Here is a 23,028-nt window from a genome sequence, read left to right as displayed (position 1 = left end):
GCTTGCTCCCTTTGCGAAGTGCCATCGTCTTATCCGATCGCCGCATTGAGGATCTTCTCCTGCGTGGCCTCGTCGCGAGGCATGATCGCGGTGAGGCGGCCTTCGCACATCACCGCGATGCGGTCGGCAAGCCCCAGTAGTTCGGGCATTTCGGACGTCATCATGACGACCGCCAGGCCTTCGCCTGCGAGCCGGTCGATGAGCGCGAAAATCTCCGACTTGGCACCGACGTCGATGCCGCGGGTCGGTTCGTCAACGACGATCACCCTGAGACCGCGCATCAACCAGCGCGAGATCAGCACCTTCTGCTGATTGCCGCCGGACAGGTTCTTGACCTGCTGGAACAGGCTGGGCGTCCTGATGCGAAAACGGTCGACATAGTCCTGCACCGCCTTGCGTTCCCTGGCCTTGTCGACGAAGCCCATTCTGGCGAAGGCACCGAGCGAGGCGAGACTGGCGTTCTGGTAGACCGGCAGCTCTCCCATCAGCCCTTCGCTCTTGCGGTCCTCGGTGAGCAGGCCGATGCCGAGCCGGACGCCGGTGTGCGTGTCGTGCGGCAGGAGCGGGCTGCCATCGACCGAAATGGCGCCGGAAGTGATCGGGTCGTAGCCGACGATGGCCTTGGCGAGCTCGGTCCGGCCGGCTCCCATCAGGCCGAAGAAGCCGAGGACCTCGCCGGCATGCGCCTCGAACGACACATCCTTCAGCTTCTTGGCGGTGCTGAGCCCTTCAACGGAGAGCGCGACCTTGCTGCCCGGCGCGGCGCGCTTGCGGGGGAACAGGTTTTCGATCCGCCGGCCGATCATGTCGTGGATCAGCGTGTCGTTTGTGTGTTCGCCGATCGGCCTGGTCGAGACGTGGCGGCCGTCGCGCAGGACGGTCACGGTGTCGGCGATCTCGAAGACCTCGTCGAGCTTGTGGCTGACATAGAGCACGGCGATGCCGAGCGAGGCCAGCCGGCGAATGACGGTGAACAGCAGCGAGACCTCGTTCGGCGTCAGCGAGGATGTCGGCTCGTCCATCACCACGACGCGGGCCTCGTGGGCGAGCGCGCGGGCGATCTCGACCATCTGCTGCTGGCTGACCGGCAGCGATCCCGTGCGTGCCGCCGGGTCGACATTGAAGCCGATGCGCTTGAACAGAGCGGCCGCATCGGCACGGATCTTCTTCCAGTCGATCGAGCCGCCCTTGCCGGTCGGATAGCCTTCGAGGAAGATGTTTTCGGCGACGCTGAATTCGGCGATCAGCGCGATCTCCTGGAACACCACCTTGATGCCCTCTTTCAGGCTGTCGCGCGGCGACTTGATGTCGGCCTCGCGGCCGCGCAGGCGGATGGTGCCGGCATCCTTGCCGTAGACCCCGGCCATGATCTTGATCAGCGTCGACTTGCCGGCGCCGTTCTCGCCCATCAGGGCGTGGATTTTGCCGGGTTCCAGGGTGAGGTCGACATTGTCCAGCGCCACCACGCCGGGAAAGCGCTTGCCGATGCCGCGCATCTCCAGTGCCGGCACGCTTTTGTCGACAGCCACGGTTTCGCCGGGGTGGAGGAAATCAACCGACATTGGCTCTGTTCCGCACGATGTCGAGATAGGTCGCCAGGATGATGACGATGCCCGGCACCACCATCTGCAGATCCTGGTTCCAGCCGAGGATGATGATGCCGTTGTCGATGACCTTCAGCACCAGCACGCCCAGCAATGTGCCGAGCAGCGAGCCGCGGCCGCCAAGCAGGCTGGTGCCGCCGAGGATGACGGCGGCAATCACCGTCAGCTCGAAGCCGCGACCGGCGGTCGGCTGGCCGGCATTCATCAGCGACGACAGGATCATGCCGGCAATGCCGACGCACAGGCCGGTGACGACGAAGGCGAAGAGTTTCATGCGTTGCGAGCGCACGCCGGAGAGACGAACGGCGCGCTCGTTGGCGCCGACAGCATAGAGATAGCGGCCGAGCGTGGTGAAGCGCAGCGTCGCCGCGGCCAGCGCGAAAATCACCGCTGCAAGGACCACGGGCAGCGGGATCGCGCCGATATAGCCGGCGCCGAGATCGGTGAAGCTTGCAAGCCGGTGATGGTTCTGCACCGCTTCACGCGTGAACAGATAGACGCCGCCCTGCAGCATCATCATCGTGCCGATGGTGGCGATCAGCGAGTTCACCTTGAGCCTGGTGACGACGAGGCCGTTGAAAAGGCCGACGGCACCGGAAAAGGCGAGCGCCGCCAGCAGGCCGAGCGTCAGGCTGTGCGTCGAATTGAGCACGGCCATGCCGATGCAGCCGACAAAGGCGAGCGATGCACCGACCGACAGGTCGACTTCGGCGGTGATGATCAGCATCGTCATGCCGGAGGCAACGATCAGCACCAGCGCGCATTGGCGCAGGATGGCGATGATGTTGGCCTCGGAATAGAATTGCGGCGCCGCAATCGAAATGGCGATGCAGAGCACGGCCAGGATCACGCCGAGCACCAGCTGGCTGCTGCCCAGCAGCTGGCCGCCGATGAAACGCCTTGGCGCGGAGGATTGCGTAAGCTCGCTCATGTCCATTTCATTTCCGGGCCCGTATCGGTGCCGTCGCCGTTCGGAAACCTGCCGGGTCAAAACAGGACGGTTGACCTGTTTTGCCGTCGGCATCCGATCCGATGCCCTTCCCGCCGTGCGGGAAGGGCTAGCCGGAATCCTTACTTCTTCAGGTCAGCCGACGTTTTCATGCACTTTTCCGGCGGCTGGAGCGCATTGACGGCATCCCATTTGATCGTTCGTGTGGTGCCATCGTAGTCGTAGAACTTCTTCCAGTCGTCGCCGTTCATCGGCGCGGTCGGGCTGACGATGTGTTCCGGCACCTCTTCGCCGTTGAAGAGCTTAACCGCTGCATCGATGGCGGTGTAGCCTTCCTTTTCCGGGAACATCGCGGCTTCGATGCGGTAGGACGGCTCGTTCTGCATGGCATTGATGAAGGCGAGGCCTTCGCCGCCGGTGCCGACCGTCAACAGGCTGTCCTGCGACTTGCCGGCCGCTTTCCAGGCCTGAAGGCCGCCGAGCGACGAGGAATCGTTGATGCCGTAGATGATGTTGATGTCGGCGTTCTTGGCAAGGGCCGCCGAAGAGACTTCGAGCGCGCGATCCGGATTGCCGCCGCCGTCGAGGTCGTGGACCATGACCGCGTCGGGGATGATGGTCTTCAGGCCGTCCATAAAACCCTGCGACCGCAGGACGGTGGCGGAGAGCAGCGGCAGGCCGACATTCATCACCTTGGCTTTGCCTTCGAGCTTTTCCTTGGCGTATTTGCCGGCTTCGACGCCGGCGGTGTAGCCGGTGTCGTAGTCGCAGATCGCGACCATGGTGGTCATGCCCTTGACCGGATTGCCTTCGAGCACGACTGGAACATTGTTGGATTTCGCCTGGCGCAGCAGCGGCACGACGCCTTCCTCGTTGACGGGCGTGATGATCAGGACGTCGACGCCCTTGGCCATGAAATCTTCGGCGGCGGAGACCTCCTTGGCAACGTCCAGATTGGCGTCCTGCACCTCGAGCTCGATGCCGAGTTCCTTGGCGCGGGACTGCATGCCCTTGATGACGTTCTGATACCACTCATGCGTAGCGTAGTTGGTGACGTAGCCGATGCGCTTCGGCATGTTTTCGGCGTGTGCCGCGGCGGCGCTCAGAGCAAGCACCGCCGCCGAGGCAAACAGCATCGATTTGGACCAGTTCATGTTTCTTCTCCCTGTATTTCTTGTCAGTTGCTGAACGGATAGTCCCGCCGTTCCGGGTCGGCACGTGAAGAGGCGGCAGCTTCGCCCGCGCCCAGCGCCGCCGATATTGTCTCGGCAGCCGCCTTCGTCCGCTCGAAGACGGTCTTGCGATCGAAGCGCGCGGCCTTTTGCGGCAGGAACGGGACGGTGAGCGCGGCAATGACCGCACCGGTATGGTCGCGCACCGGCATCGAGATGTTGGTGCAGCCCTCGACAGCCAGCGAGGCGCGCATTTCATAGCCGAGCCTTGCGACTTCGTTCAGCCGCGCTTCGATTTCCGCCCGGCTGCCTTGGCCTTCGCCTGCAGCGACGATCCGCTCGACGATACGGTCGCGCTCGGCGCGGCTCGAATGCGCCAGCAGCACCGCGCCGGAGCTCGTCTCGAGGATCGGGAAATGCGAGCCAAGGGCAACCGAATACCGCATCGGCAAAGGCGAATCGATCTGCAGCACGACCAGTGCGCTCTCGCCTTCGCGCACGACCAGATGGCAGCTCTGGTCGGCGTTGGCGGCGAGGCCGCGCATCACCGGCAGCGCACATTCGACCAGGCGGTTCACCGGGGGATGCATATGCGCCAGTTCGAACAGCTTCAACGACAGGCGGAAGCGGTCCGATTGGGTCCGGAAAATGTAGCCGCGCTTCTCCAGCAGCAGCAGGATGCGGTAGATCTCGTGAATGGAGCGCCCCATTCCGGTGGCGATCTCGGTCTGGGTCAGCGGCTCGCCGCTGGCAGCCATGAATTCCAGGATGTCGAGCGCCTTCTCCACCGCCGGCACGCGGTAGCCGTTGCGGCCGCTTTCGCCTTCGTCGATGGTCTGGGCAATATCGGTGGCCATTACGCGACGCTCCGTTGCGGCTGCCTGGTTTCGCGATAGAGCCGGTTCAGCCGGTCCGCGAGCTCCGCCGCCGGCAATTCGCCGGCGATGGCCGCCGCGGCATGAGGGGCGCATTGGCGGAAGAAGCTGATGAAGCCCGGATGGGTCGGGCGCAGATAGGAGGCTTCGATCGTCGCCAGCGTCGAGGCGAAGAAGCCGCCTGAGAGAGCGTTGACCTCGGCATCCTGCCAGGCCGCCAGCGATCCCGGCTGTCCGCCGGATTTCACATAGTCGCCGCGCTGATAGCCGGGCGAGCACAGAAACAGCGCGTAATCGATGGCTGCCTGCTTGTGTTTCGATTGGGCGCTGATGCCGATGCCGGCGCCGCCGAGCAAGGCGCCGGCGGATCGCGACGTCGGCACGTCGGCGAAGCGCAGAAACGGCCTGTCTGCCTTGGAGGCATAGTTCACATAGCCGAAGGCGAACGGCACGTAGACCACGTCGTCATGCGCGATCATATGATCGTAGCAGCGGATCGGGTTCCATTTCGGCGAGTTCGGGTGCGACAGCGCGGCAAGCTGGCGCAATTGCCCAACGGCCCGTTCGATTTTTTCCCTGACGATGAACTCGTCGCCGTCTTCGCTGGGCTCACCCAGCGTCAAAAGCAGGCACATGGCGTCAGTCGGCACCAACGGCAGCCCAAGCCATTTGCCGTCCTTCAAGGCGCGCCGGCCGAGATCCAGCACCTCGTCAGGGCTGCGCGGCAGCGGTCCGTAGCGCTCCAGGAGATCGGGGCGATACGAGGCAACCTGGCAGGCAGCATCGATCGGCAACGCCCATTGGCGCCCGTCCCTTGCGTAGGATTGCCAGGATGCGCCAACTGAATCCTGTTCGAAACCGCGGCGCTGCTCAGCCGACAAATCAAACGGCACCATCAGCCCGCCTTCGGCAATATCGCCGATGAACGGATGGTCGAACACGACGAGATCATAGGCGTCGAGCACCGGACCAAGCGCGCCCTCGCCGAACTCGTAGAGGCTGCGGCGGTCCCATTCGATCTCAAGACCGGGATTTGCGGCACAATACGGCCCGATGCTGGCGTCGAGCGGACCCCAGCAGCGTCGGTGATCCCACGCGAGGCCGCGCAGCCTTGTCATGCCGAAATTCCTCCCAGAGCCGGCCATGCGCCGGCCCAGCCGATTAGTAGCAACTATTTTCACCTAGACAAGTAGTTTTTACATACGCAAAGCCCGACCCCACTTCCGTTTGGCAGGAAGCCGCCCAACCGTCCCTGGTGCGCATCGCGTTGCCGCCCGGCCCTACAACCAAAGGCTGCGATGGATCCGGTTTTTTGGGAACTTTCGCGAGGAACATTCGTTCGGTTGGCGCCGGTCATCTGGAGCAGCATCACTGAAATCAGCAGCCACGTCGCAGGGAGCAGGCCAAATGGACCAACTATGGGCGCGGCCATGAACCGGTTTACCGCCTTGGCATTCGCCACGTTTCTGGCGATAACTTCGATCTGGGTACTGTTTCTGGTTTCTTAGGATTTGGCTCTGGTTGCTCGGGATTTGCCGCTGGTTTTTAGGATTTGGAGGGGTTCTCGACAGGTCGACCGCTTAACGATGACATCCGCCGCATGCGGTTCTGCCAGCCGGAACCCCGTGCGTGAAGAAACTGTCGCCAGGAGCACACCGACGCGCACATTCGGGGTTGGCAGCCACGCTGCCTGCAACGTTCCAATCGGTTTTCAGAAAACGGCGAGATCTCATGTTGCTGAGGGCGATCGTTCGAAACTGTGCCGCCATCCGTCCTGGCCGCGTCGGCGCGACGATGCTTGTTGCCGGGCTGCTTGCCGGCTGCCAGGGCGGCGTGCTCGACCCGCAAGGGCCGGTCGGCGCCGCGCAACGCACGATCCTGCTCAATTCGGTTGCCATCATGCTGGCCATCGTCATCCCGACGATCGTGGCGACGCTCGGTTTTGCCTGGTGGTTCCGTGAGACCAACACAAGAGCGCAGTATTTGCCGGAATGGGCCTATTCCGGACGCATCGAACTGGTGGTCTGGTCGATCCCCATCCTCGTCATCCTGTTTTTGAGCGGCATTATCTGGATCGGGTCGCATGACCTCGATCCCATGAAGCCGCTGGATTCCCAGCAAAAGCCGCTTGAGGTGCAGGTTGTCTCGCTCGACTGGAAATGGCTGTTCATCTACCCCGAGCAGAATGTCGCGAGCATCAACCAGCTTGTGGTGCCGGCGGGCAGGCCGGTGCATTTCTTGCTCACCTCGGCAAGCGTCATGAACGCGTTCTTCGTGCCTCAGCTCGGCGGCATGATCTACACGATGAACGGCATGACGACACAGCTTCACCTGCAGGCGGATCAGCCGGGCGAATTCTATGGGCGGTCGGCCCATTTCAGCGGCGACGGTTTTCCAGGCATGCAATTCGTGCTGCATGCCGTCGCGGCGGACGCCTTCGATGCATTCGTCAATTCCGCGCGAAACCAGGGGCAGGCACTCGACAAGGCCAGCTACCAGGAACTGGCCAGACAGAGCCTGGACGTGCCGCCTTCGACCTATCGCTCGGTCGAGCCGGACCTTTTCCATGAAATCGCGACGCAGGGCGTTCCGCCCGCGCCCGGTCCCCAGGCCAGTCGCCCCGAGCCGGGCGTATCGCCCACGACAGGAGGGCTGACAATGCTCGGAAAATTGAGCTGGGACGTCATTCCGTTCGATCAGCCTCTGCCGATGATCGCCTCGGCGGTCGTCGCCCTGGCAATCCTCGGCGTGCTGGCCTGGGTCTTCCTGGCCGGCCATTTCCCCTATCTGTGGCGCGAATGGATCACCAGCGTCGATCACAAGCGGATTGGCGTGATGTACACGCTGCTGGCGCTGCTGATGCTGCTGCGCGGCTTCAGCGACGCCGTCATGATGCGGTCGCAGCAGGCCCTCGCCTTCCAGGCACCCGGCTATCTTCCGCCCGACCACTTCAACCAGGTCTTTTCCGCCCACGGCACCATCATGATCTTTTTCGGGGCGATGCCGTTCGTCATCGGCCTGATGAACCTGGTCGTGCCGCTGCAGCTCGGCGTCCGCGACGTTGCCTTTCCAACGCTCAATTCGGTGAGTTTCTGGCTCACCGCCACCGGTGCGCTGCTGGTCAACATCTCGCTGGTGATCGGCGAATTCGCGCGTACCGGATGGCTGCCCTATCCGCCGCTCAGCGAGACCGCCTACTCGCCGGGCGTCGGCGTCGATTATTATCTGTGGGCCGTGCAGATAGCGGGCGTCGGAACGCTGCTCACCGGCATCAATTTCGTCACCACGATCCTGAAGATGCGGGCGCCCGGCATGAATTACCTCAGGATGTCGATGTTCTGCTGGACCTCACTCGCCGCCAGCCTGCTCATCGTCGCCGCATTCCCGATCCTCACCGCCACGCTCGCGATGCTGACGCTCGACCGCTATTTCGGCTTTCATTTCTTCACCAACGAAGCCGGCGGCAACATGCTCATGTTCGTGAACCTGATCTGGGCCTGGGGCCATCCCGAGGTCTACATCCTCGTCCTGCCGGCGTTCGGCATCTTCTCGGAGGTCATCTCCACCTTCTCCAGCAAGCCGCTGTTCGGCTACCGCTCGATGGTGGCCGCGACGCTCTTCATCTGCATCGTCTCTTTCATGGTATGGCTGCACCACTTCTTCACCATGGGCGCCGGCGCCGACGTCAACGCCGCGTTCGGCATCGCCACCAGCATCATCGCTGTCGGTACCGGCGTGAAGATATACAACTGGATGTTCACCATGTATGGCGGCCGCATCCGCTTCGCGACGCCGATGCTGTGGTCGCTGGGCTTCATGGTGACGTTTGTCATCGGCGGCATGACGGGCGTGTTGCTGGCCGTGCCGCCGGCCGATTTCCTGCTCCACAACAGCCTGTTCCTGGTGGCGCATTTCCACAACGTCATCATCGGCGGTGTGCTGTTCGGGGCCTTCGCGGGATATACCTACTGGTTTCCCAAGGCATTCGGCTTCCGGCTGCACGAGGGCTGGGGCAAGCTGGCCTTCTGGCTGACGCTGACCGGCTTCTACGCCACCTTCGTGCCGCTCTACGCCGTCGGCCTGCTCGGCATGACCCGCCGCATGCAGCATTTCGACGTTCCGGCCTGGCATCCCTGGGTGCTGGTTGCCGGCGCCGGCATGTTAATCACCACCGCCGGCGTGGTCGCGCAGATCGTACAGCTCGTCGTCAGCATCCGGCAGCGCGCGGCACTTCGCGACGCCACCGGAGATCCCTGGGACGGTCGCTCGCTGGAATGGGCCACGCCCTCGCCGCCGCCGGTCTTCAACTTCGCCGCGCTTCCGCATGTCGAGGGCGAAGAGCCCTACTGGAGCATCAAGCAGCGGGCACGCGAGCAAAACCGGCTGCGCGACGAGCCTGAATACGAGCCGATCGAGATGCCGCGCAACAGTCCCACCGGGTTCATCTGCGCCTTCTTTGCGACCGTGATGGGCTTCGCCCTCATCTGGCACATCTGGTGGATGGTGGCGCTCGGCGCGCTCGGCGCTTTCGCCACCTTCGTCGTATTCGCGTGGCGCGACATCCCCGAATACGTCATTCCCGCCGCCGAAGTCGCCCGGATCGACCGCGCCAATCGAAGTGCCCGCCGCGAGGCGCTGGCCACCTACACGGGGCCAAGGCCATGACCGCGATCGACGTTCGAGAGCGTGATCCCTACCGCCTCGGCCATCGCGGGCACGGCCATGCACCCGGCCATGGCGACGGCGGCCCGGCACCGATCCGGATCGTCGTCGGCTACGGCTTCTGGATCTTCCTGCTGAGCGACATCGTGATGTTCTCCGCCTTCTTCGCGGCCTATGCCGTGCTGGCGGGCAAGACGGCGGGCGGACCAAGCGGAGCCGAGCTGTTCGACCTGCGCAACGTCGCGATCGAGACGTCCGCTTTGCTTTTGTCGAGCTTTACCTGCGGTCTCGCCAGCCTCGCCGTGACAGCACGGCGAAGCTCCTGGTTCTATGTCGCGATGGCTGTCACCTTCGTGCTCGGCGCCACCTTCATCCTGCTCGAGCTGCGCGAGTTCGCGCATATGGTTGCCGGCGGTGCCGGACCGACGCGCAGCGCTTTCCTGTCGGCGTTCTTCACGCTGGTTGGATGCCATGGCCTTCACGTCACGGCGGGGCTGCTGTGGCTGCTCACGATGATGGCGCAGATCTTCGCCAAGGGATTCCGCGACGATATTCTTCGGCGTTTCATGTGCTTCAGCCTGTTCTGGCACGCCCTCGACATCATCTGGGTCGCCCTGTTCACAGTGGTCTATCTCCTGGGAGCAAGTCGATGAGCAATGCGGATGATCGCCACGCGCAACGGCGCGACACCGATGGCCTGGAGCGCTACGACATCGATACCGCGCCGGGTGACGAATACCTCGGCGACGCCGAGGTCGGATCCGGGCTACGCGGCTATGTGATCGGCCTCGGGCTGGCAACGCTGCTGACCATCGCCTCATTCTGGTTGCCCGGAACGAACCTGATATGGGCACCCGGCATTCCGGTGGCGCTGGTCGTGCTGGCGATCGCCCAGATGGGCGTGCATCTCGTCTTCTTCCTGCACATCACGACGGGGCCGGACAACACCAACAACGCCCTGGCGCTTGCCTTCGGCGTGCTGATCGTCGTTCTGGTGATCGGCGGCTCGATCTGGATCATGGCCAATCTCGACCACAATTTGATGCCGATGAACGCTAACATGAACATGAACCGCTAGGGATTATTCCGGCCGTTGGCCGCAGTTCATGCGACAGCGAGCTCGGTCTCAAGCCCGTTCGAATGTGCCGACGACCTCGGCCTCTCCCAGGGCGCGCGGCGCGGCCTCCTTGAGCACATCCATCTCCCTGTCTGAGGCTCCCGCATAAAAACCATGAGCCGCCGATGTTCCGTTCGCCGCAACTCGGTCAAACCGGATAGCCCGCCATTGCCCGGAACATTCGCCGCGGAAACGGGTTTTTCGGTTCGGACGCATCGCCGCGGAATAACGGCAATGGGCTCGGCAATGGACGAAGGGCGCGACATGACCGGGCTAAGCGGTAAGCAACCAAGCGGGGCGAAAGGTGTTGTGGTCGTATTCTCCGCGCCGGGCGGCGAGACCATCTACGCGCACGAATGGGAAACCGTCGTTGCCGTCGCGCGCACGATTGCAGCGTTGAAGGGATTTTCCTTCCGCCAGGGCCTTCGTGACGGCGGCGGTGACAGCGGCGGGCTGTATTTCGTGCCGGACGACAGCCTGCTTGCCGCCGATGCGGCCCAACTGGGCATCAACGGGCCCGACGACCTCTTCGGCGGCGTGGTGCGCTGGCGCCTCGCAACCACCAAGGCCATAACCCACGAGCTGGTGGACGGATCGGCGGCACGGCCAAAAGAATGGCCCGCCGGCTTCGGCAGCGCCGTCGCCGCAGCCGTACTGCCCGGCTACACTGCATTTTCACGCCGTGACGCGCTGCGCGCAGCGCAACGTCTGCTGGAGCTCGGGCTGGTCCGGTTCAAGCCACCGCGCGCTTCGCGGGGCCGCGACCAGCACACCGCCGCGACGGTCGGCGATGTCGAAAGGCTGCTGGACCAATATCCATCCTCTGACCTAAGCGAATACGGCCTTGTTCTCGAAACGCAGCTTCGCGACATCGTTACGCTGAGCGTTGGCAGAACCACGATCGACGAATTGTCGGTCAGCTATTACGGCACCCAGCGGACGACGACCGACAACGACGGACAGCCCGTCTACGGCGGATCCGATCTGGTTGTCGTGCGCGGCGGATGGGAGGCGCTGGATGGGCTGGGACTATCTCCGGCGCTGGGTTTGGCCGTGGCGCAGGCGAGAACCTATGACGCAGCGATGGATGGTTATCCCGGATTCTTCGCCTCGCGACGCAACTACGACATCGGCCAAGGTGTCGATTCCTCGGGCATCTGGCGATCGGGTGTGCTGGAAGCCAGCTGGCGGATCGGTGGCAGCAGCAGCGCCGAGCTGGCAGCAATGGACGCCATGAAGCGCGACCCCGACATGCAGATCGTGCATGTCTCCGCCGTCAAGCAGTTCGGCAGCACTGCCCGGCTGCCGCTGAACGCAACAATCCATTTCCACGGGGAGGACCCCGAGGAGGGTCAAATCACGCGTTATACCGTCGTCACCCAGGCGATCCGAGAGCCGATCGGGGAGGCCGGCCGATCGTCATTCTAGCCATGTCAGGTCGGGCCGAAACACGCCGCCGGCCGGGAACATCCGCCAATGGTGTTCCACACTTTTCCTGGAATTGCTCTAACCGCGGCGGCAATTGAAGGTTCCGCGGCTTCGGATTTCGTTGCCGCTACAGGTCAAGGGCGAAGATCACAGCCGCGCCTTGGTGGTGCGTGGCGTCGCCAGGAGCAGGCTTGTTTCGCTGCCGGTAATTCCGGGGATCAGGCGGATGCGCCTCAGCACCGCGTCGAACTCGCTCAGGGTCTGGGTTCCGAGTTCTATCACCAGATCCCAGCGGCCATTGGTGGTGTGGATGGTCGAGACCTCGGAGAAGCCGCCCAGCGCCCGGATGACGCGATCGGCGGCGTGGCCTTCGATCTCGATCATCATGATGCCGCGCACGCGCTGATCGACCGCGTCGGCGCGCAGAATGACGGTGTAGCCGACGATGACGCCGTCTCGTTCAAGCCGCTCGATCCGCGACCTTACCGTTGCCCGAGAGACACCCAGGCTGATGGCAAGATCGGAAATGCTGCGCCGGGCGTCGTGCCGCAAAGAGGTGATGATCTGCTCGTCGAGCTGGTCCATGATTGCTCACTACGGAAGTAGATGATGCCACTATGGTAAGGCACTTCGACAAATTTGCCAATTTGACATGTTCATTCTGCCAGCGATGCCGGCTTCAATAAAGGCATCGTAATTGGTGGGGTATGAGCATGCATTGCACGATCGTTGGAGCGCCGATCCAGGCCGGCTCGGGCAGGATGGGCTGCGAGATGGGGCCCAGTGCGCTGCGCACCGCCGGCCTGGCCAGCGCGCTGACCGAACTCGGCCATACGTTGACCGACCTCGGAACCATCGTCCCTGCCGACATGCGTCCTGTCGCACATGGCAACGCGGCGGTTAAGGCGCTGCCGGAAATTGCCGCCTGGACAGCGGCAATCAGCGAAACGGCCTATGCCGCGAGCGCCGACGCGATGCCGATCTTTCTCGGCGGCGACCACAGCATTTCGGCCGGCACGCTCGCCGGCATTGCCCGCCGGGCGGCGAATGCCGGCCGGCCGCTCTTCGTGCTGTGGCTCGACGCCCACCCCGATTTTCATACGCTCGACACGACCACCAGCGGCAATTTGCATGGTGTGCCGCTGGCCTACGCCAGCGGGCAGCCCGGCTTCGAGGGCTATTTCCCCCGCCTTGCAGCGCAGGTGGATCCGGCTCGCATATGCGCGCTGGGGATCCGCAGCGTGGACCTGGCGGAACGGGAAGCGTTGCGCAGAGCCGGCGTGACGGTCCATGACATGCGTTCGATCGACGAGCACGGCATTGCGCAACTGCTTCGCGCCTTTCTCGAACGGGTGAGCGCCGCCAACGGGATGCTGCACGTCAGCCTCGACGTCGATTTTCTCGACCCGTCGATCGCCCCGGCGGTCGGCACCACCGTTCCAGGCGGCGCCACCTTCCGCGAGGCACATCTGGCGATGGAAATGCTGCATGACAGCGGCCTCGTCACCAGTCTCGACCTGGTCGAGCTCAATCCTTTTCTCGACGAGCGCGGCCGCACCGCCACGCTTTTGGTCGACCTGACCGCAAGCCTGATGGGCCGGCGGATCATGGATCGCCCGACGAGGGGGTTCTGAGCCATGACCGTCAATTTGAACATCGTCCCGTTCGTCAGCGTCGACCGCATGATGAAGCTGGTGCTTGCCATCGGCATCGAGCGCTTCCTGCTCGAGCTTGCCGCCTATATCGAAGAGGATTTCAGGCGCTGGGAGCTGTTCAACAAGACGCCGCGGGTCGCCTCGCACAGCGTTGACGGCGTCATCGAGCTGATGCCGACCAGCGACGGGCAGCTTTACGGGTTCAAATACGTCAACGGGCATCCGAAGAACACGCGTGACGGCCGCCAGACCGTGACCGCTTTCGGCGTGCTTGCCGATGTCGGCAACGGCTATCCGATGCTGCTTTCGGAAATGACCATCCTGACCGCGCTCAGAACCGCCGCAAGCTCGGCCGTCGCGGCGAAATACCTCGCTCCCGAGGCCGCCAGGTGCATGGCGATCATCGGCAATGGCGCGCAATCGGAATTCCAGGCGATTGCCTTCAAGGCGCTGCTTGGCGTCGACAGGCTGCGGCTCTACGATATCGACCCGGCGGCCTCGGCGAAATGCATGAAGAACCTTGCCGGCATGGGTTTCGACATCAAGCTCTGCGCGTCGGCGCAGGAAGCCGTTGAAGGTGCAGAGATCATCACCACGGTCACCGCTGACAAGCGGTCGGCAACAATCCTAACCGACAACATGGTCGGATCCGGCGTGCACATCAACGCCGTGGGCGGCGACTGCCCGGGCAAGACCGAGCTGCATCGCGACATTCTGCTGCGCTCGGACATTTTCGTTGAATATCCGCCGCAGACGCGCATCGAAGGCGAGAGCCAGCAGCTCGATGCGGATCATCCGGTTACCGAATTGTGGCAGGTGATGACAGGAAAGGCAGCAGGCCGGACGGATGCCCTACAGATCACATTATTTGATTCCGTCGGCTTTGCGATCGAGGATTTTTCCGCGTTGCGCTACGTCCGCGATCAGCTTCAGCGGACCGGTCTTTACGAGGAACTAGACCTTCTGGCCGATCCCGATGAGCCGCGCGACCTGTTCGGCATGCTGCTGCGGGCCGAAAAAGCGACCGGGCTGGCGGTTGCCGGCAGCTGAGCTGCGATCCTGTCGGTCAGTCCTTCTTTTCCCGATACAGGCGCTCGGTTGCGCGCTCGCTTTCCCTGCGCTCCGCCGGGCCGCGACGGCGCTGCGTGAGCAGGGCGTAGGCGATCAGAATTGCCAGCAGCAGTGGACCGCCTGCAACGACGAGCAACCACAAACTATTCCCAGACATCGACCGTCTCCTTTCCCTCACAACCGGGAAGGACCCGAACCGTTCCTCCGTCTTGTTGGGAATCGTCAGCGGGGCGTGGTGCAATTCAGGATTTTATGCCTCGGTCAGGACGTTGCACGCCTTGTCTGCACTCAGGATGTCCTTATCTAGACTCTTATCCTTCGATCACATGCACTCTCTGCGAAGTGAAGGGAACCACAAGCGCTTTCTGACATTTGGTTGTTCAAGAGACAAACGTGCAGCCACACCGGCTCCGGGGCTAGGAATACCATGCGTGAGAATCAATCCGACGTCTTCGATCTGTTTTCCGAGGTTTACAAGAATGCGGCTCAGGAGGAGATAAGCCTCCAGCAATATCTGCTTGCCTGCCGCGAGGACAAGTCGATGTACGCCTCGGCACCCGAACGGATGGTCGAGGCGATCGGCGAACCGACCTTTGTCGATACCAGCAAGGACGAGCGGCTCGGCCGTATTTTTTCGAACCGGACGATCAAGATCTATCCAACCTTCGCCGACTTTTACGGCATGGAGGATACGATCGAGCGTATCGCCGGTTATTTCCGCTATGCCTCGCAAGGGCTCGAGGAACGCAAGCAGATCCTCTATCTCCTCGGCCCGGTCGGCGGCGGCAAGTCCTCGCTTGCGGAGCAGCTGAAAAGGCTGATGGAGCAGCGTCCGATCTATACGCTGAAGGTCGGCGGCCAGGTCAGCCCGGTCTTCGAATCGCCGCTCGGGCTGTTCGATCCAGACCGCATGGGCGACCTTTTGGAGGACAAATACGGCATCGCCCGGCGGCGGCTGAACGGCCTGATCTCGCCCTGGGCGGCAAAGCGCCTCGACGAATTGTCCGGCGACATCTCCAAATTCAGCGTCGTCAAGCTGATGCCGTCCCGGCTGCGCCAGATCGGCATCGCCAAGACCGAGCCGGGCGACGAGAACAACCAGGACGTGTCGGCCCTGGTCGGCAAGGTCGACATCAGGCAGCTGGAAAACTTCAGCCAGTCCGATCCGGACGCCTACTCCTATAGCGGCGGGCTGAACCGGACGACGCAAGGGCTGCTCGAATTCGTCGAGATGTTCAAGGCGCCGATCAAGGTGCTGCATCCGCTGCTGACCGCGACCCAGGAAGGCAGCTACAACGGCACCGAGAATTTCGGCGCTTTCCCCTATCAGGGCATCATCGTTGCCCATTCCAACGAGTCGGAATGGCTGCAGTTCAAGAACAACAAGAACAACGAGGCGTTCCTCGACCGCATCCTGGTGGTCAAGGTGCCGTATTGCCTGCGCGTCACCGAAGAGCGGCAGATCTACGAGAAGCTGTTGCGCGAGAGCGAATTGGCTAACAGCCCCTGCGCTCCGGAAGTGCTCGATATCCTCAGCCGGTTCACCGTCTCGACCCGCCTGGCCGAACACGACAATTCGCCGCTCTACACCAAGATGCGCGTCTATGACGGCGAGAACCTCAAGGAAACCGATCCCAAGGCGAAGTCGGTCCAGGAATACCGAAACGCCGCCGGCGTCGACGAAGGCATGACCGGCGTCAGCACCCGCTTCGCCTTCAAGATCCTGTCGCAGACCTTCAATTACGACACCGAAGAGGTGGCGGCCGATCCGGTGCATCTGATGTACATCCTTGAAGAGGCGATCAAGCGCGAGCAGTTCCCGAAGGAGACCGAGGCGGACTATCTCGATTTCATCAAGTCGGAGCTGGCCACCCGTTATGCCGAGTTCATCGGCCACGAGATCCAGAAGGCCTATCTGGAATCCTACAGCGAATACGGCCAGAACCTGTTCGACCGCTATATCGCCTACGCCGATGCCTGGATCGAGGATCAGGACTACAAGGATACCGATACCGGCCAGATCCTCAATCGCGAGGTCTTGGACAACGAACTGTCGCAGGTCGAAAAGCCGGCCGGCATCGCCAATCCCAAGGACTTCCGCAACGAAGTGGTGAAGTTCACGCTGCGCGCGCGGGCCAGAAACCATGGCCGCAACCCGTCATGGACAAGCTACGAGAAGCTGCGCGAAGTCATCGAGAAGCGGATGTTCGGGCAGGTCGAGGACCTGCTGCCGGTGATCAGCTTCGGCTCCAAGCAGGACAGCGTGACGGAGAAGCGGCATACCGAATTCGTGCAGCGGATGATCCAGCGCGGCTACACCGAGCGCCAGGTCCGCCGGCTGGTGGACTGGTACATGCGGGTGAACAAGGCGGGTTGAAGCCAGCCCGGGGTAACATATGCCGATCTTCATCGATCGCCGACTGAACCCGAAGGACAAAAGCCTCGGCAATCGGCAGCGTTTCCTGCGGCGGGCGCGCGAAGAGTTGAAGCGCACCATCCGCGATCAGATCCGCGCCGGCAAGATCGCCGACGTGGACGCCGAGCATGCCGTTTCGATGCCGGCGCGGGGTACCGGCGAGCCGAGCTTCAACGATGCCAGGAACAGCGGCAGCCGCCAGCACGTCCTGCCCGGCAACAAGCATTTCACCCCAGGCGACCGGCTGCCCAAGCCCGGCCAGGGCGGCGGCATGGGGTCCGCCCCGGGGAGAACCGAATCGGAGGACGATTTCCGTTTCGTGCTGTCGCGCGAAGAGGTGCTCGATCTCTTTTTCGAAGACCTCGAACTGCCTGACATGGTCAAGCTCAACCTCAAGGAGATCCTCGCCTTCAAGCCGCGCCGGGCCGGCTTTGCTGCGACCGGCTCGCCGACCAACATCAATGTCGGGCGCACGATGCGCAACAGCCATGGCCGCCGCATAGCGCTCAGGCGCCCCAAGCAGGAGGAACTCGACGCAATCGAGCAGGAGGTCGCGTCGCTGGAGGCGAAGCCGCAAAACGCCGAGCTGCGCCAGCGCATCGTGGCGCTGCAGGAAGAGCTTGAGCGGCTGGAGCGCCGCCGCAAGCGGATCGCCTTTGTCGATCCGGTCGATATCCGCTTCAACCGCTTCGACGCCCAGCCGGTGCCGAACGCCAATGCGGTGATGTTCTGCCTGATGGACGTGTCCGGTTCGATGGGCGAACGCGAGAAGGATCTGGCCAAGCGCTTTTTCGTGCTGCTGCACCTGTTCCTGAAACGGCGCTATGACCGGACCGAGGTGGTCTTCATCCGCCACACGCACGAGGCGCAGGAGGTCGACGAGGAAACCTTCTTCTACAACACCCAGAGCGGCGGCACGGTGGTTTCCACGGCGCTTGAGGAGATGCACCGCATCGTCGAGCAACGCTATCCCAGCCGCGAATGGAACATCTATGTCGCCCAAGCTTCGGACGGCGACAATTTCGTCACCGATTCCGAGCGCTGCATCGCCCTGCTCGACGAACAGATCATGCGGCTCTGCCAGTATTTCGCCTATGTCGAGATCCTCGACGAGCGCGAGAGCCACATCTTCGGCGCTACCGACAACGGCACGTCGCTATGGCGTGCCTACAGTGCGGTCAAGCTGAGATGGTCAAATTTCCAGATGAGCCGCATCGCCACGGCGGCCGACATCTACCCGGTTTTCCGCCAGCTCTTCGCCAGACAGCCGGGTTATCAAAAGCGCGGCGAAAGAGGGGGCTGATGGCGAGCAGATCCGGGCTGCTATTTTCCGGTTCCGACTGGGATTTCAGGACGCTGTCGCGCGCCTACGAGACCATCGAGGCGATCGCCACCGAAGAGCTCCACCTCGACATCTATCCGGTGCAGATGGAGATCATCTCGTCCGAACAGATGCTCGACGCCTATTCCTCGGTCGGCATGCCGCTGATGTACCGGCACTGGTCCTTCGGCAAGCACTACCTCTACCAGGAACTGCTCTATCGCAAAGGCGGACGGGGGCTGGCCTATGAACTCGTCATCAATTCCAATCCCTGCATCGTCTATCTGATGGAAGAAAATACCATGGCCCTGCAGGCTCTGGTGACGGCGCACGCGGCACTTGGCCACAACCATTTCTTCAAGAACAATTATCTGTTCCGGCAGTGGACGGACGCCGGCGCCATCCTCAGCTATCTCGACTTCGCCAAGGGCTATATTGCCCGCTGCGAAGAGCGGCACGGCGTCGATGCGGTGGAAGAGATCCTCGATGCCGCACATGCGCTGATGGAACAGGGCGTGTTCAGATATCACCGACCGCCGAAGCTGTCGTCGGAAAAGCAGCGCGAGGGCCTTCGCGAGCGCCTGGAGTACGAGGAGCGTTCCTACAACGATCTGTGGCGCACGCTGCCGCCTTCCAAGGACGGCACCAAGGTCCGCGAGACGGATACCATGACAGAGCGCAAGAAATCGCTCAAGCTGCCCGAGGAGAACCTGCTCTATTTCCTGGAGAAGAACAGCCTGATCCTGGAACCATGGCAGCGTGAGGTCATCCGGATCGTCCGCGTCATCGCGCAGTATTTCTATCCCCAGCGGCAAACGCAGGTGATGAACGAGGGCTGCGCCACCTTCGTGCATTACACGCTGATGAACCTTTTGTTCGACCGCGGCCTGATCGGCGAAGGTGCCATGCTGGAGATCCTGCGCAACCATTCAAATGTGATCTTCCAGCCGGGGTTCGACGATCCGCGCTTTTCCGGTATCAACCCTTACGCGCTGGGCCTCGACATGATGCAGGACATCCAGCGCATCTCGACCGCGCCGACGGCCGAGGACCGCGACTGGTTCCCCGACATCGCCGGCAACGGCGACTGGCGCCAGACCTTGCTGGACGCCTGGGCCAACCATCGCGACGAGTCCTTCATCCGCCAATATCTGAGCCCTACCCTGATACGGAAATGGCGATTCTTTGTGCTTGCCGATGCTGCCAACGACCCCCATTACGAAGTCGCCTCGATACACAATGAGCGCGGCTACGAGAGCATCCGCGGCGCACTCGCCCACAGCTACGACATCGGCGCCAGCCGGCCCGACATCCAGGTGGTGGATGTGGACCTGCTCGGCGACCGGCATCTGCGCCTGCAGCACAAGGTCAAGGACGGCATCGTGCTGGAAGGCGGCAGCCGCGACGCCACGCTGCGCCACATCCGCAAGCTCTGGGGTTACGAGGTCAGCATGGTCGCGGTCGACGCGCAGACCGGCGCCACGCTCCACGAACGGTCTACCAGCCAGATCGGGGAATGACCCTACCGGCTTGCCGCCGACGTCGGGTGTCATCGCCTTTGCCGGATCACCAACGACCCTATCTACGGGCGCACCTTGGCATGGTCGGAGCAGGAACATGCGCGCATTGATGATCGCCGCCCTTCTTCTGGTCGCCGTCTCGATGGCGCTCTCGCTCGCGCACGCTTTGGAATTGCCCGGCAAGTTGCGCCTCAACGCGGCCGCCTACAGATCAGTGCAGGCGATCTACTATCCCGGCTTCACGATCGGCGGGTTCGCCGAGATCGGCGGCATCATTGCACTCGCCGTCCTGCTTTACCTGACGCCCTATCCAAGCGCCCGATTCTGGTGGACCTTGGCGGCGCTTGTCTTCTTGCTCGCGGAGCATGCGACCTATTGGTTGGTCACGCATCCCGTCAATAATTTCTGGGTGCAAGACGTTGCCATGCCGAAATCAGCCGGGACGTTTTTTTCAATGTTCTCTCGAAAGCAGGCCGGCGACTGGAGAGATTTGCGCAACGTCTGGGAGGCTTCGCATGTCGCCAGGGCAGGCCTGGCGATGCTGAGCCTCGTCTCAATTGCTGTCGCCGCGACATTTTTTGCCGAATAGCCCCGGGATCAAGACGGCGCCCTCGTCCGCCAATTTGCGGCCGCGGACGCTGCATCCGTCAGATCAGAGAACGAACCCGGCGCCGTATTGTCTTAACGTCAAGCGATCCGGCCGCTCAGCGGTCGGCGCGATGCTTGTTGTGAGCGCTTTCCTGGTGCTCGCCGCGGATGATGTTGCGATCGTCGGGATCGGCAATATCCTTCGGGTCCGATCTGAGCTCGGCACCGCGCCGGAACGCCTCGCGCTCTTGCCTGGTCTTTTTCAAATCCGCTTCGGCGTCGAAATCCTTGCCGGCGTTTTTCGTGTTCTCGCGCTCTTCGATGATGCGCAATTGCTGCTCATGGGTCTTTTTTCCGGCCATCGGTGACCTCCTTCTTTCTATTTTCCGCTTTCCCAGGGTCCAATTCGCTACAGCCCGAAAGGATAGGTCTCGGGAAGGCCTGTCCCCACATGTTCCGGCCCAAGCGGCGTCACGGCACTGGTTTCATCGAACCAGACGAAAGCATCGAACTGGCGGGCGAGCGAGGCGTCCGCATAATGGCTGTGGAGCTCGGTTTCGGGCCGGTAGATGACGCCGATAAAGCGTTCCAGCCGGCGCTCCAGAAGCCGTTCGCGCAGCGTGTCGTCGCGCTCGAAATCGAGCAGGAAAGGCGAGACGCCGCTGTCGTGGCAAAGCCGCTCATAGCTGTCGTTGTGGGAAGGCCGCACCGGTTTCACTTCCATGTCGCCGTCCCAGTCGGTGGCGGCTGCCACCGTCCCGGAATGAGTACTGAGCCCAATCAAGGCAACCTCGTCGCCAAAACGCTGGCGACAGAGCTGGCCGATGTTCAATTCGTCCCTGACGATCCCCATCTCGGTATAGCGGGCATCGCCGATATGGGAATTATGAGCCCAGACCACCGCCTTGGCGTCCGGGCCGCGGGCCTGAAGCAGGTGCTCCAGCGTTTCGAACATGTGGGTGTCGCGCAAGTTCCAGGACTGCGCGCCGCCGTAATACATGGTGCGGTAGTAGCGCTCGGCGGAGGCGACCAGGCGGGCGTTCTGGGTGGCGTCGAGGAAATCGATGCCGTCCTGCTGGGCATAGTCGAGCTCTCTGGAAAGCAGTTCCCGGCATTGCTCGAGCACGGCCTTCTCGCATTGCCGGTAGCCGGAGGTGAGTGCGACACGGCCATAGGTGGCCGGGTCGTTCTGCCACGGGGTCAGGCAGCCGTAGCGTTCGCGTGCGATCCTTGCCGCCCGCGGATCGACGCGGTCGAGATATTGCAGGACAGCCGCGATCGATCCGCCCATATTGTAGATGTCGAGGCCATAGAACCCGACCCGCCGGGAGGATATGCTGATCCGCCCATTATGCTGTCGCATCCAGTCGACGAACGCCGCGACGTCGGTGTTGCGCCACATCCAGGTGGGAAAGCGCTGGAACGGCGGCGCGGCGCCCGGCCGCGGCGACCGATGGCGGACGTAGCGGTCGATCGTCGCGGCATCGGGCCAGTCGGCCTCGACCGCGACGATGGTGAAGCCATGCTTCTCGATCAGCCTGCGAGTGATCGCGACGCGCGCACGATAGAACTCCGACGTGCCGTGGCTGGCTTCGCCGAGCAAAACGACGCGGCGGTCGGCAAACCGGTCGAACAGCGCACCGAAGGCCGGATCGTCGAAATCCGGAAGCGGTTCGGCGGCGGCCGCGATCATCTGCGGCAGGCTGCTCCTGCGCTGATGCCGGTGCGGAAGCTCGGCCGCTATCTGGCTGTCGCTGCCTGGCTCGCCCCAGCCTTGCTCGCCGATCAGCGGAACAAACCGCACGCCGCCGAAATCCTCCTCGGTGTAAGTTGCTGCGCCGGTCCGTGTGACCTTGAGCAGGCGCTGCGAGTCGAATTCGTCGCCGACCGGGATGACAAGCCGGCCGGCGACGTCGAGCTGTTCCTGCAGAGCGAGCGGTGCGCCGGGTCCGGCGGCCGCAACCAGGATCGCATCGAAGGGTGCCGCCTCTGGCCAGCCCTTGGTGCCGTCGCCGATGCGGACTTCGATATTGTCATAGCCGAGCTTTTTGAACCGCTGCCTCGCCGTTTCAGCCAACGCGGCGTGGCGCTCGATTGTGTAGACGCGTTCGACGATACGGCTCATTACGGCAGCCGCATAGCCTGATCCGGTGCCGACCTCGAGGACGTGGTCACCGGCTCCGACCTCCGCCATTTCGATCATGAACGCAACGATATAGGGCTGGGATATCGTCTGACCTTCGGCGATCGGCAGCGGCCCGTCCTCATAGGCGAATTCTTCGAAACCAGGCTCGACGAAAGCCTCGCGCGGGACCTCGCGCATCGCCTGAAGGACATTGCGGTCGCGAATGCCACGGCGGCTCAGGTGGATATCGACCATTTGGTTGCGGGCATGGGAGAGATCGAGCATCTTTCTGCTCCTCCTAGGGCTTCCGCCACCCAAGCTGCTCAGCGGCACTTTGGCCGGTCGTTATGCCGGGCCTCGGCAGTCCACTTGGATTTCATGCATACGGTGCATCTTCCTAACCGTTGGCGAGCCCTGAGGTTCCCCAAAAGAGAGACCCGCTTTCTGTCCGGCGAGGCGGGTTGCAGGATCGGCAAGCGGGCGCTGGCTGCACCGCCCAAACTTATTTCGAGGCAAATCCTTTCT

General features: G+C 62.8%; 19 protein-coding genes and 1 pseudogene. 11 read left to right on the top strand and 9 right to left on the bottom strand.

Annotated elements, in window-relative coordinates:
* Window positions 1–29 precede the first annotated feature (29 nt).
* The 5 genes from NKH21_RS02325 to NKH21_RS02305 all read right to left on the bottom strand — a co-directional run bounded on the left by NKH21_RS02325 (window position 30) and on the right by NKH21_RS02305 (window position 5,718).
* Window positions 30–1,562 (bottom strand): sugar ABC transporter ATP-binding protein, encoded by a 1,533-nt coding sequence (locus NKH21_RS02325; RefSeq protein ID WP_352862930.1) that lies wholly within the window; start codon window positions 1,560–1,562, stop codon window positions 30–32.
* The gene (locus NKH21_RS02320) at window positions 1,552–2,535 is read right to left on the bottom strand and encodes an ABC transporter permease (RefSeq protein WP_352862929.1); all 984 of its coding nucleotides are present in this window, start codon (window positions 2,533–2,535) and stop codon (window positions 1,552–1,554) included. The genes NKH21_RS02325 and NKH21_RS02320 overlap by 11 nt, the downstream gene beginning before the upstream one ends.
* 140 nt (window positions 2,536–2,675) lie before the next feature.
* Window positions 2,676–3,707: a sugar ABC transporter substrate-binding protein gene (locus NKH21_RS02315; protein WP_352862928.1), complete on the bottom strand. Its 1,032-nt coding sequence runs from the start codon at window positions 3,705–3,707 to the stop codon at window positions 2,676–2,678.
* 23 nt (window positions 3,708–3,730) lie between these two features.
* The gene (locus NKH21_RS02310; RefSeq protein WP_352862927.1) at window positions 3,731–4,582 is read right to left on the bottom strand and encodes an IclR family transcriptional regulator; all 852 of its coding nucleotides are present in this window, start codon (window positions 4,580–4,582) and stop codon (window positions 3,731–3,733) included.
* The gene (locus tag NKH21_RS02305; protein ID WP_352862926.1) at window positions 4,582–5,718 is read right to left on the bottom strand and encodes an extracellular solute-binding protein; all 1,137 of its coding nucleotides are present in this window, start codon (window positions 5,716–5,718) and stop codon (window positions 4,582–4,584) included. The genes NKH21_RS02310 and NKH21_RS02305 overlap by 1 nt, the downstream gene beginning before the upstream one ends.
* A 613-nt stretch (window positions 5,719–6,331) precedes the next feature.
* Here NKH21_RS02305 and cyoA point away from each other — a divergent pair.
* The 5 genes and pseudogenes from cyoA to NKH21_RS02280 all read left to right on the top strand — a co-directional run.
* Window positions 6,332–7,168, top strand: a pseudogene (cyoA, locus tag NKH21_RS02300) (ubiquinol oxidase subunit II); the annotation flags it as partial.
* A 90-nt stretch (window positions 7,169–7,258) separates the two neighbouring features.
* Window positions 7,259–9,265 (top strand): cytochrome o ubiquinol oxidase subunit I, encoded by a 2,007-nt coding sequence (gene cyoB / locus NKH21_RS02295; RefSeq protein ID WP_352863089.1) that lies wholly within the window; start codon window positions 7,259–7,261, stop codon window positions 9,263–9,265.
* Window positions 9,262–9,915: a cytochrome o ubiquinol oxidase subunit III gene (gene cyoC / locus NKH21_RS02290; RefSeq protein WP_352663775.1), complete on the top strand. Its 654-nt coding sequence runs from the start codon at window positions 9,262–9,264 to the stop codon at window positions 9,913–9,915. Before cyoB ends, cyoC begins: the two co-directional genes overlap by 4 nt.
* The gene (cyoD, locus tag NKH21_RS02285) at window positions 9,912–10,340 is read left to right on the top strand and encodes a cytochrome o ubiquinol oxidase subunit IV (protein WP_352862925.1); all 429 of its coding nucleotides are present in this window, start codon (window positions 9,912–9,914) and stop codon (window positions 10,338–10,340) included. The genes cyoC and cyoD overlap by 4 nt, the downstream gene beginning before the upstream one ends.
* Before the next feature lie 273 nt (window positions 10,341–10,613).
* On the top strand, window positions 10,614–11,807 hold the full coding sequence (locus tag NKH21_RS02280) for a DUF3182 family protein (protein ID WP_352862924.1): 1,194 nt from the start codon (window positions 10,614–10,616) through the stop codon (window positions 11,805–11,807).
* Window positions 11,808–11,954: 147 nt separating this feature from the next.
* Here NKH21_RS02280 and NKH21_RS02275 read toward each other — a convergent pair whose 3' ends face one another.
* Window positions 11,955–12,392, bottom strand: a complete 438-nt coding sequence (locus tag NKH21_RS02275) for an Lrp/AsnC family transcriptional regulator (RefSeq protein WP_292655471.1) — start codon at window positions 12,390–12,392, stop codon at window positions 11,955–11,957.
* 128 nt (window positions 12,393–12,520) lie between these two features.
* Between NKH21_RS02275 and rocF the strand changes: the two genes are divergently transcribed.
* Window positions 12,521–13,441 carry an arginase gene (gene rocF, locus NKH21_RS02270; protein ID WP_352862923.1) on the top strand — a complete coding sequence of 307 codons (921 nt, stop codon included), beginning with the start codon at window positions 12,521–12,523 and terminating at the stop codon, window positions 13,439–13,441.
* 3 nt (window positions 13,442–13,444) lie between these two features.
* Window positions 13,445–14,512 carry an ornithine cyclodeaminase gene (ocd, locus tag NKH21_RS02265; protein ID WP_352862922.1) on the top strand — a complete coding sequence of 356 codons (1,068 nt, stop codon included), beginning with the start codon at window positions 13,445–13,447 and terminating at the stop codon, window positions 14,510–14,512.
* Window positions 14,513–14,528: 16 nt separating this feature from the next.
* Here ocd and NKH21_RS02260 read toward each other — a convergent pair whose 3' ends face one another.
* Window positions 14,529–14,690, bottom strand: coding sequence for a hypothetical protein (locus NKH21_RS02260; protein ID WP_352492153.1), 162 nt, complete (start codon window positions 14,688–14,690; stop codon window positions 14,529–14,531).
* A gap of 270 nt (window positions 14,691–14,960) precedes the next feature.
* Between NKH21_RS02260 and NKH21_RS02255 the strand changes: the two genes are divergently transcribed.
* The 4 genes from NKH21_RS02255 (at window position 14,961) to NKH21_RS02240 (ending at window position 20,379) form a co-directional block, all read left to right on the top strand.
* Entirely contained in the window at window positions 14,961–16,910 is a 1,950-nt protein-coding gene (locus tag NKH21_RS02255; RefSeq protein WP_352449545.1) for a PrkA family serine protein kinase, read from the top strand.
* Between the two features lie 19 nt (window positions 16,911–16,929).
* The gene (locus NKH21_RS02250; protein ID WP_352663785.1) at window positions 16,930–18,252 is read left to right on the top strand and encodes a YeaH/YhbH family protein; all 1,323 of its coding nucleotides are present in this window, start codon (window positions 16,930–16,932) and stop codon (window positions 18,250–18,252) included.
* Window positions 18,252–19,790: a SpoVR family protein gene (locus tag NKH21_RS02245; RefSeq protein ID WP_352663787.1), complete on the top strand. Its 1,539-nt coding sequence runs from the start codon at window positions 18,252–18,254 to the stop codon at window positions 19,788–19,790. Before NKH21_RS02250 ends, NKH21_RS02245 begins: the two co-directional genes overlap by 1 nt.
* A 97-nt stretch (window positions 19,791–19,887) precedes the next feature.
* Entirely contained in the window at window positions 19,888–20,379 is a 492-nt protein-coding gene (locus NKH21_RS02240) for a DUF1772 domain-containing protein (protein WP_352663789.1), read from the top strand.
* Window positions 20,380–20,494: 115 nt separating this feature from the next.
* Here NKH21_RS02240 and NKH21_RS02235 read toward each other — a convergent pair whose 3' ends face one another.
* On the bottom strand, window positions 20,495–20,740 hold the full coding sequence (locus NKH21_RS02235) for a hypothetical protein (protein ID WP_023720508.1): 246 nt from the start codon (window positions 20,738–20,740) through the stop codon (window positions 20,495–20,497).
* Between the two features lie 47 nt (window positions 20,741–20,787).
* Window positions 20,788–22,788, bottom strand: a complete 2,001-nt coding sequence (locus NKH21_RS02230) for a protein-L-isoaspartate(D-aspartate) O-methyltransferase (RefSeq protein WP_352663793.1) — start codon at window positions 22,786–22,788, stop codon at window positions 20,788–20,790.
* Window positions 22,789–23,028: the final 240 nt, after the last annotated feature.

This window comes from Mesorhizobium sp. M1329 (assembly GCF_040318035.1).
In the GTDB taxonomy this organism is placed as follows: Bacteria; Pseudomonadota; Alphaproteobacteria; order Rhizobiales; family Rhizobiaceae; genus Mesorhizobium.
Note: the sequence above shows the minus strand (reverse complement) of the source record. Positions and strands in the feature narration are given on the sequence as shown.

Coding starts and splice junctions, on each gene's coding strand:
- NKH21_RS02255 (WP_352449545.1), top strand. CDS start 14,961: ATGCGTGAGAATCAATCCGACGTCTTCGATCTGTTTTCCGAGGTTTAC.
- NKH21_RS02230 (WP_352663793.1), bottom strand. CDS start 22,788: ATGCTCGATCTCTCCCATGCCCGCAACCAAATGGTCGATATCCACCTG.
- NKH21_RS02245 (WP_352663787.1), top strand. CDS start 18,252: ATGGCGAGCAGATCCGGGCTGCTATTTTCCGGTTCCGACTGGGATTTC.
- NKH21_RS02235 (WP_023720508.1), bottom strand. CDS start 20,740: ATGGCCGGAAAAAAGACCCATGAGCAGCAATTGCGCATCATCGAAGAG.
- NKH21_RS02260 (WP_352492153.1), bottom strand. CDS start 14,690: ATGTCTGGGAATAGTTTGTGGTTGCTCGTCGTTGCAGGCGGTCCACTG.
- NKH21_RS02310 (WP_352862927.1), bottom strand. CDS start 4,582: ATGGCCACCGATATTGCCCAGACCATCGACGAAGGCGAAAGCGGCCGC.
- NKH21_RS02305 (WP_352862926.1), bottom strand. CDS start 5,718: ATGACAAGGCTGCGCGGCCTCGCGTGGGATCACCGACGCTGCTGGGGT.
- NKH21_RS02250 (WP_352663785.1), top strand. CDS start 16,930: ATGCCGATCTTCATCGATCGCCGACTGAACCCGAAGGACAAAAGCCTC.
- cyoB (WP_352863089.1), top strand. CDS start 7,259: ATGCTCGGAAAATTGAGCTGGGACGTCATTCCGTTCGATCAGCCTCTG.
- NKH21_RS02325 (WP_352862930.1), bottom strand. CDS start 1,562: ATGTCGGTTGATTTCCTCCACCCCGGCGAAACCGTGGCTGTCGACAAA.
- cyoC (WP_352663775.1), top strand. CDS start 9,262: ATGACCGCGATCGACGTTCGAGAGCGTGATCCCTACCGCCTCGGCCAT.
- NKH21_RS02320 (WP_352862929.1), bottom strand. CDS start 2,535: ATGAGCGAGCTTACGCAATCCTCCGCGCCAAGGCGTTTCATCGGCGGC.
- NKH21_RS02315 (WP_352862928.1), bottom strand. CDS start 3,707: ATGAACTGGTCCAAATCGATGCTGTTTGCCTCGGCGGCGGTGCTTGCT.
- NKH21_RS02240 (WP_352663789.1), top strand. CDS start 19,888: ATGCGCGCATTGATGATCGCCGCCCTTCTTCTGGTCGCCGTCTCGATG.
- rocF (WP_352862923.1), top strand. CDS start 12,521: ATGCATTGCACGATCGTTGGAGCGCCGATCCAGGCCGGCTCGGGCAGG.
- cyoD (WP_352862925.1), top strand. CDS start 9,912: ATGAGCAATGCGGATGATCGCCACGCGCAACGGCGCGACACCGATGGC.
- NKH21_RS02275 (WP_292655471.1), bottom strand. CDS start 12,392: ATGGACCAGCTCGACGAGCAGATCATCACCTCTTTGCGGCACGACGCC.
- ocd (WP_352862922.1), top strand. CDS start 13,445: ATGACCGTCAATTTGAACATCGTCCCGTTCGTCAGCGTCGACCGCATG.
- NKH21_RS02280 (WP_352862924.1), top strand. CDS start 10,614: ATGGGCTCGGCAATGGACGAAGGGCGCGACATGACCGGGCTAAGCGGT.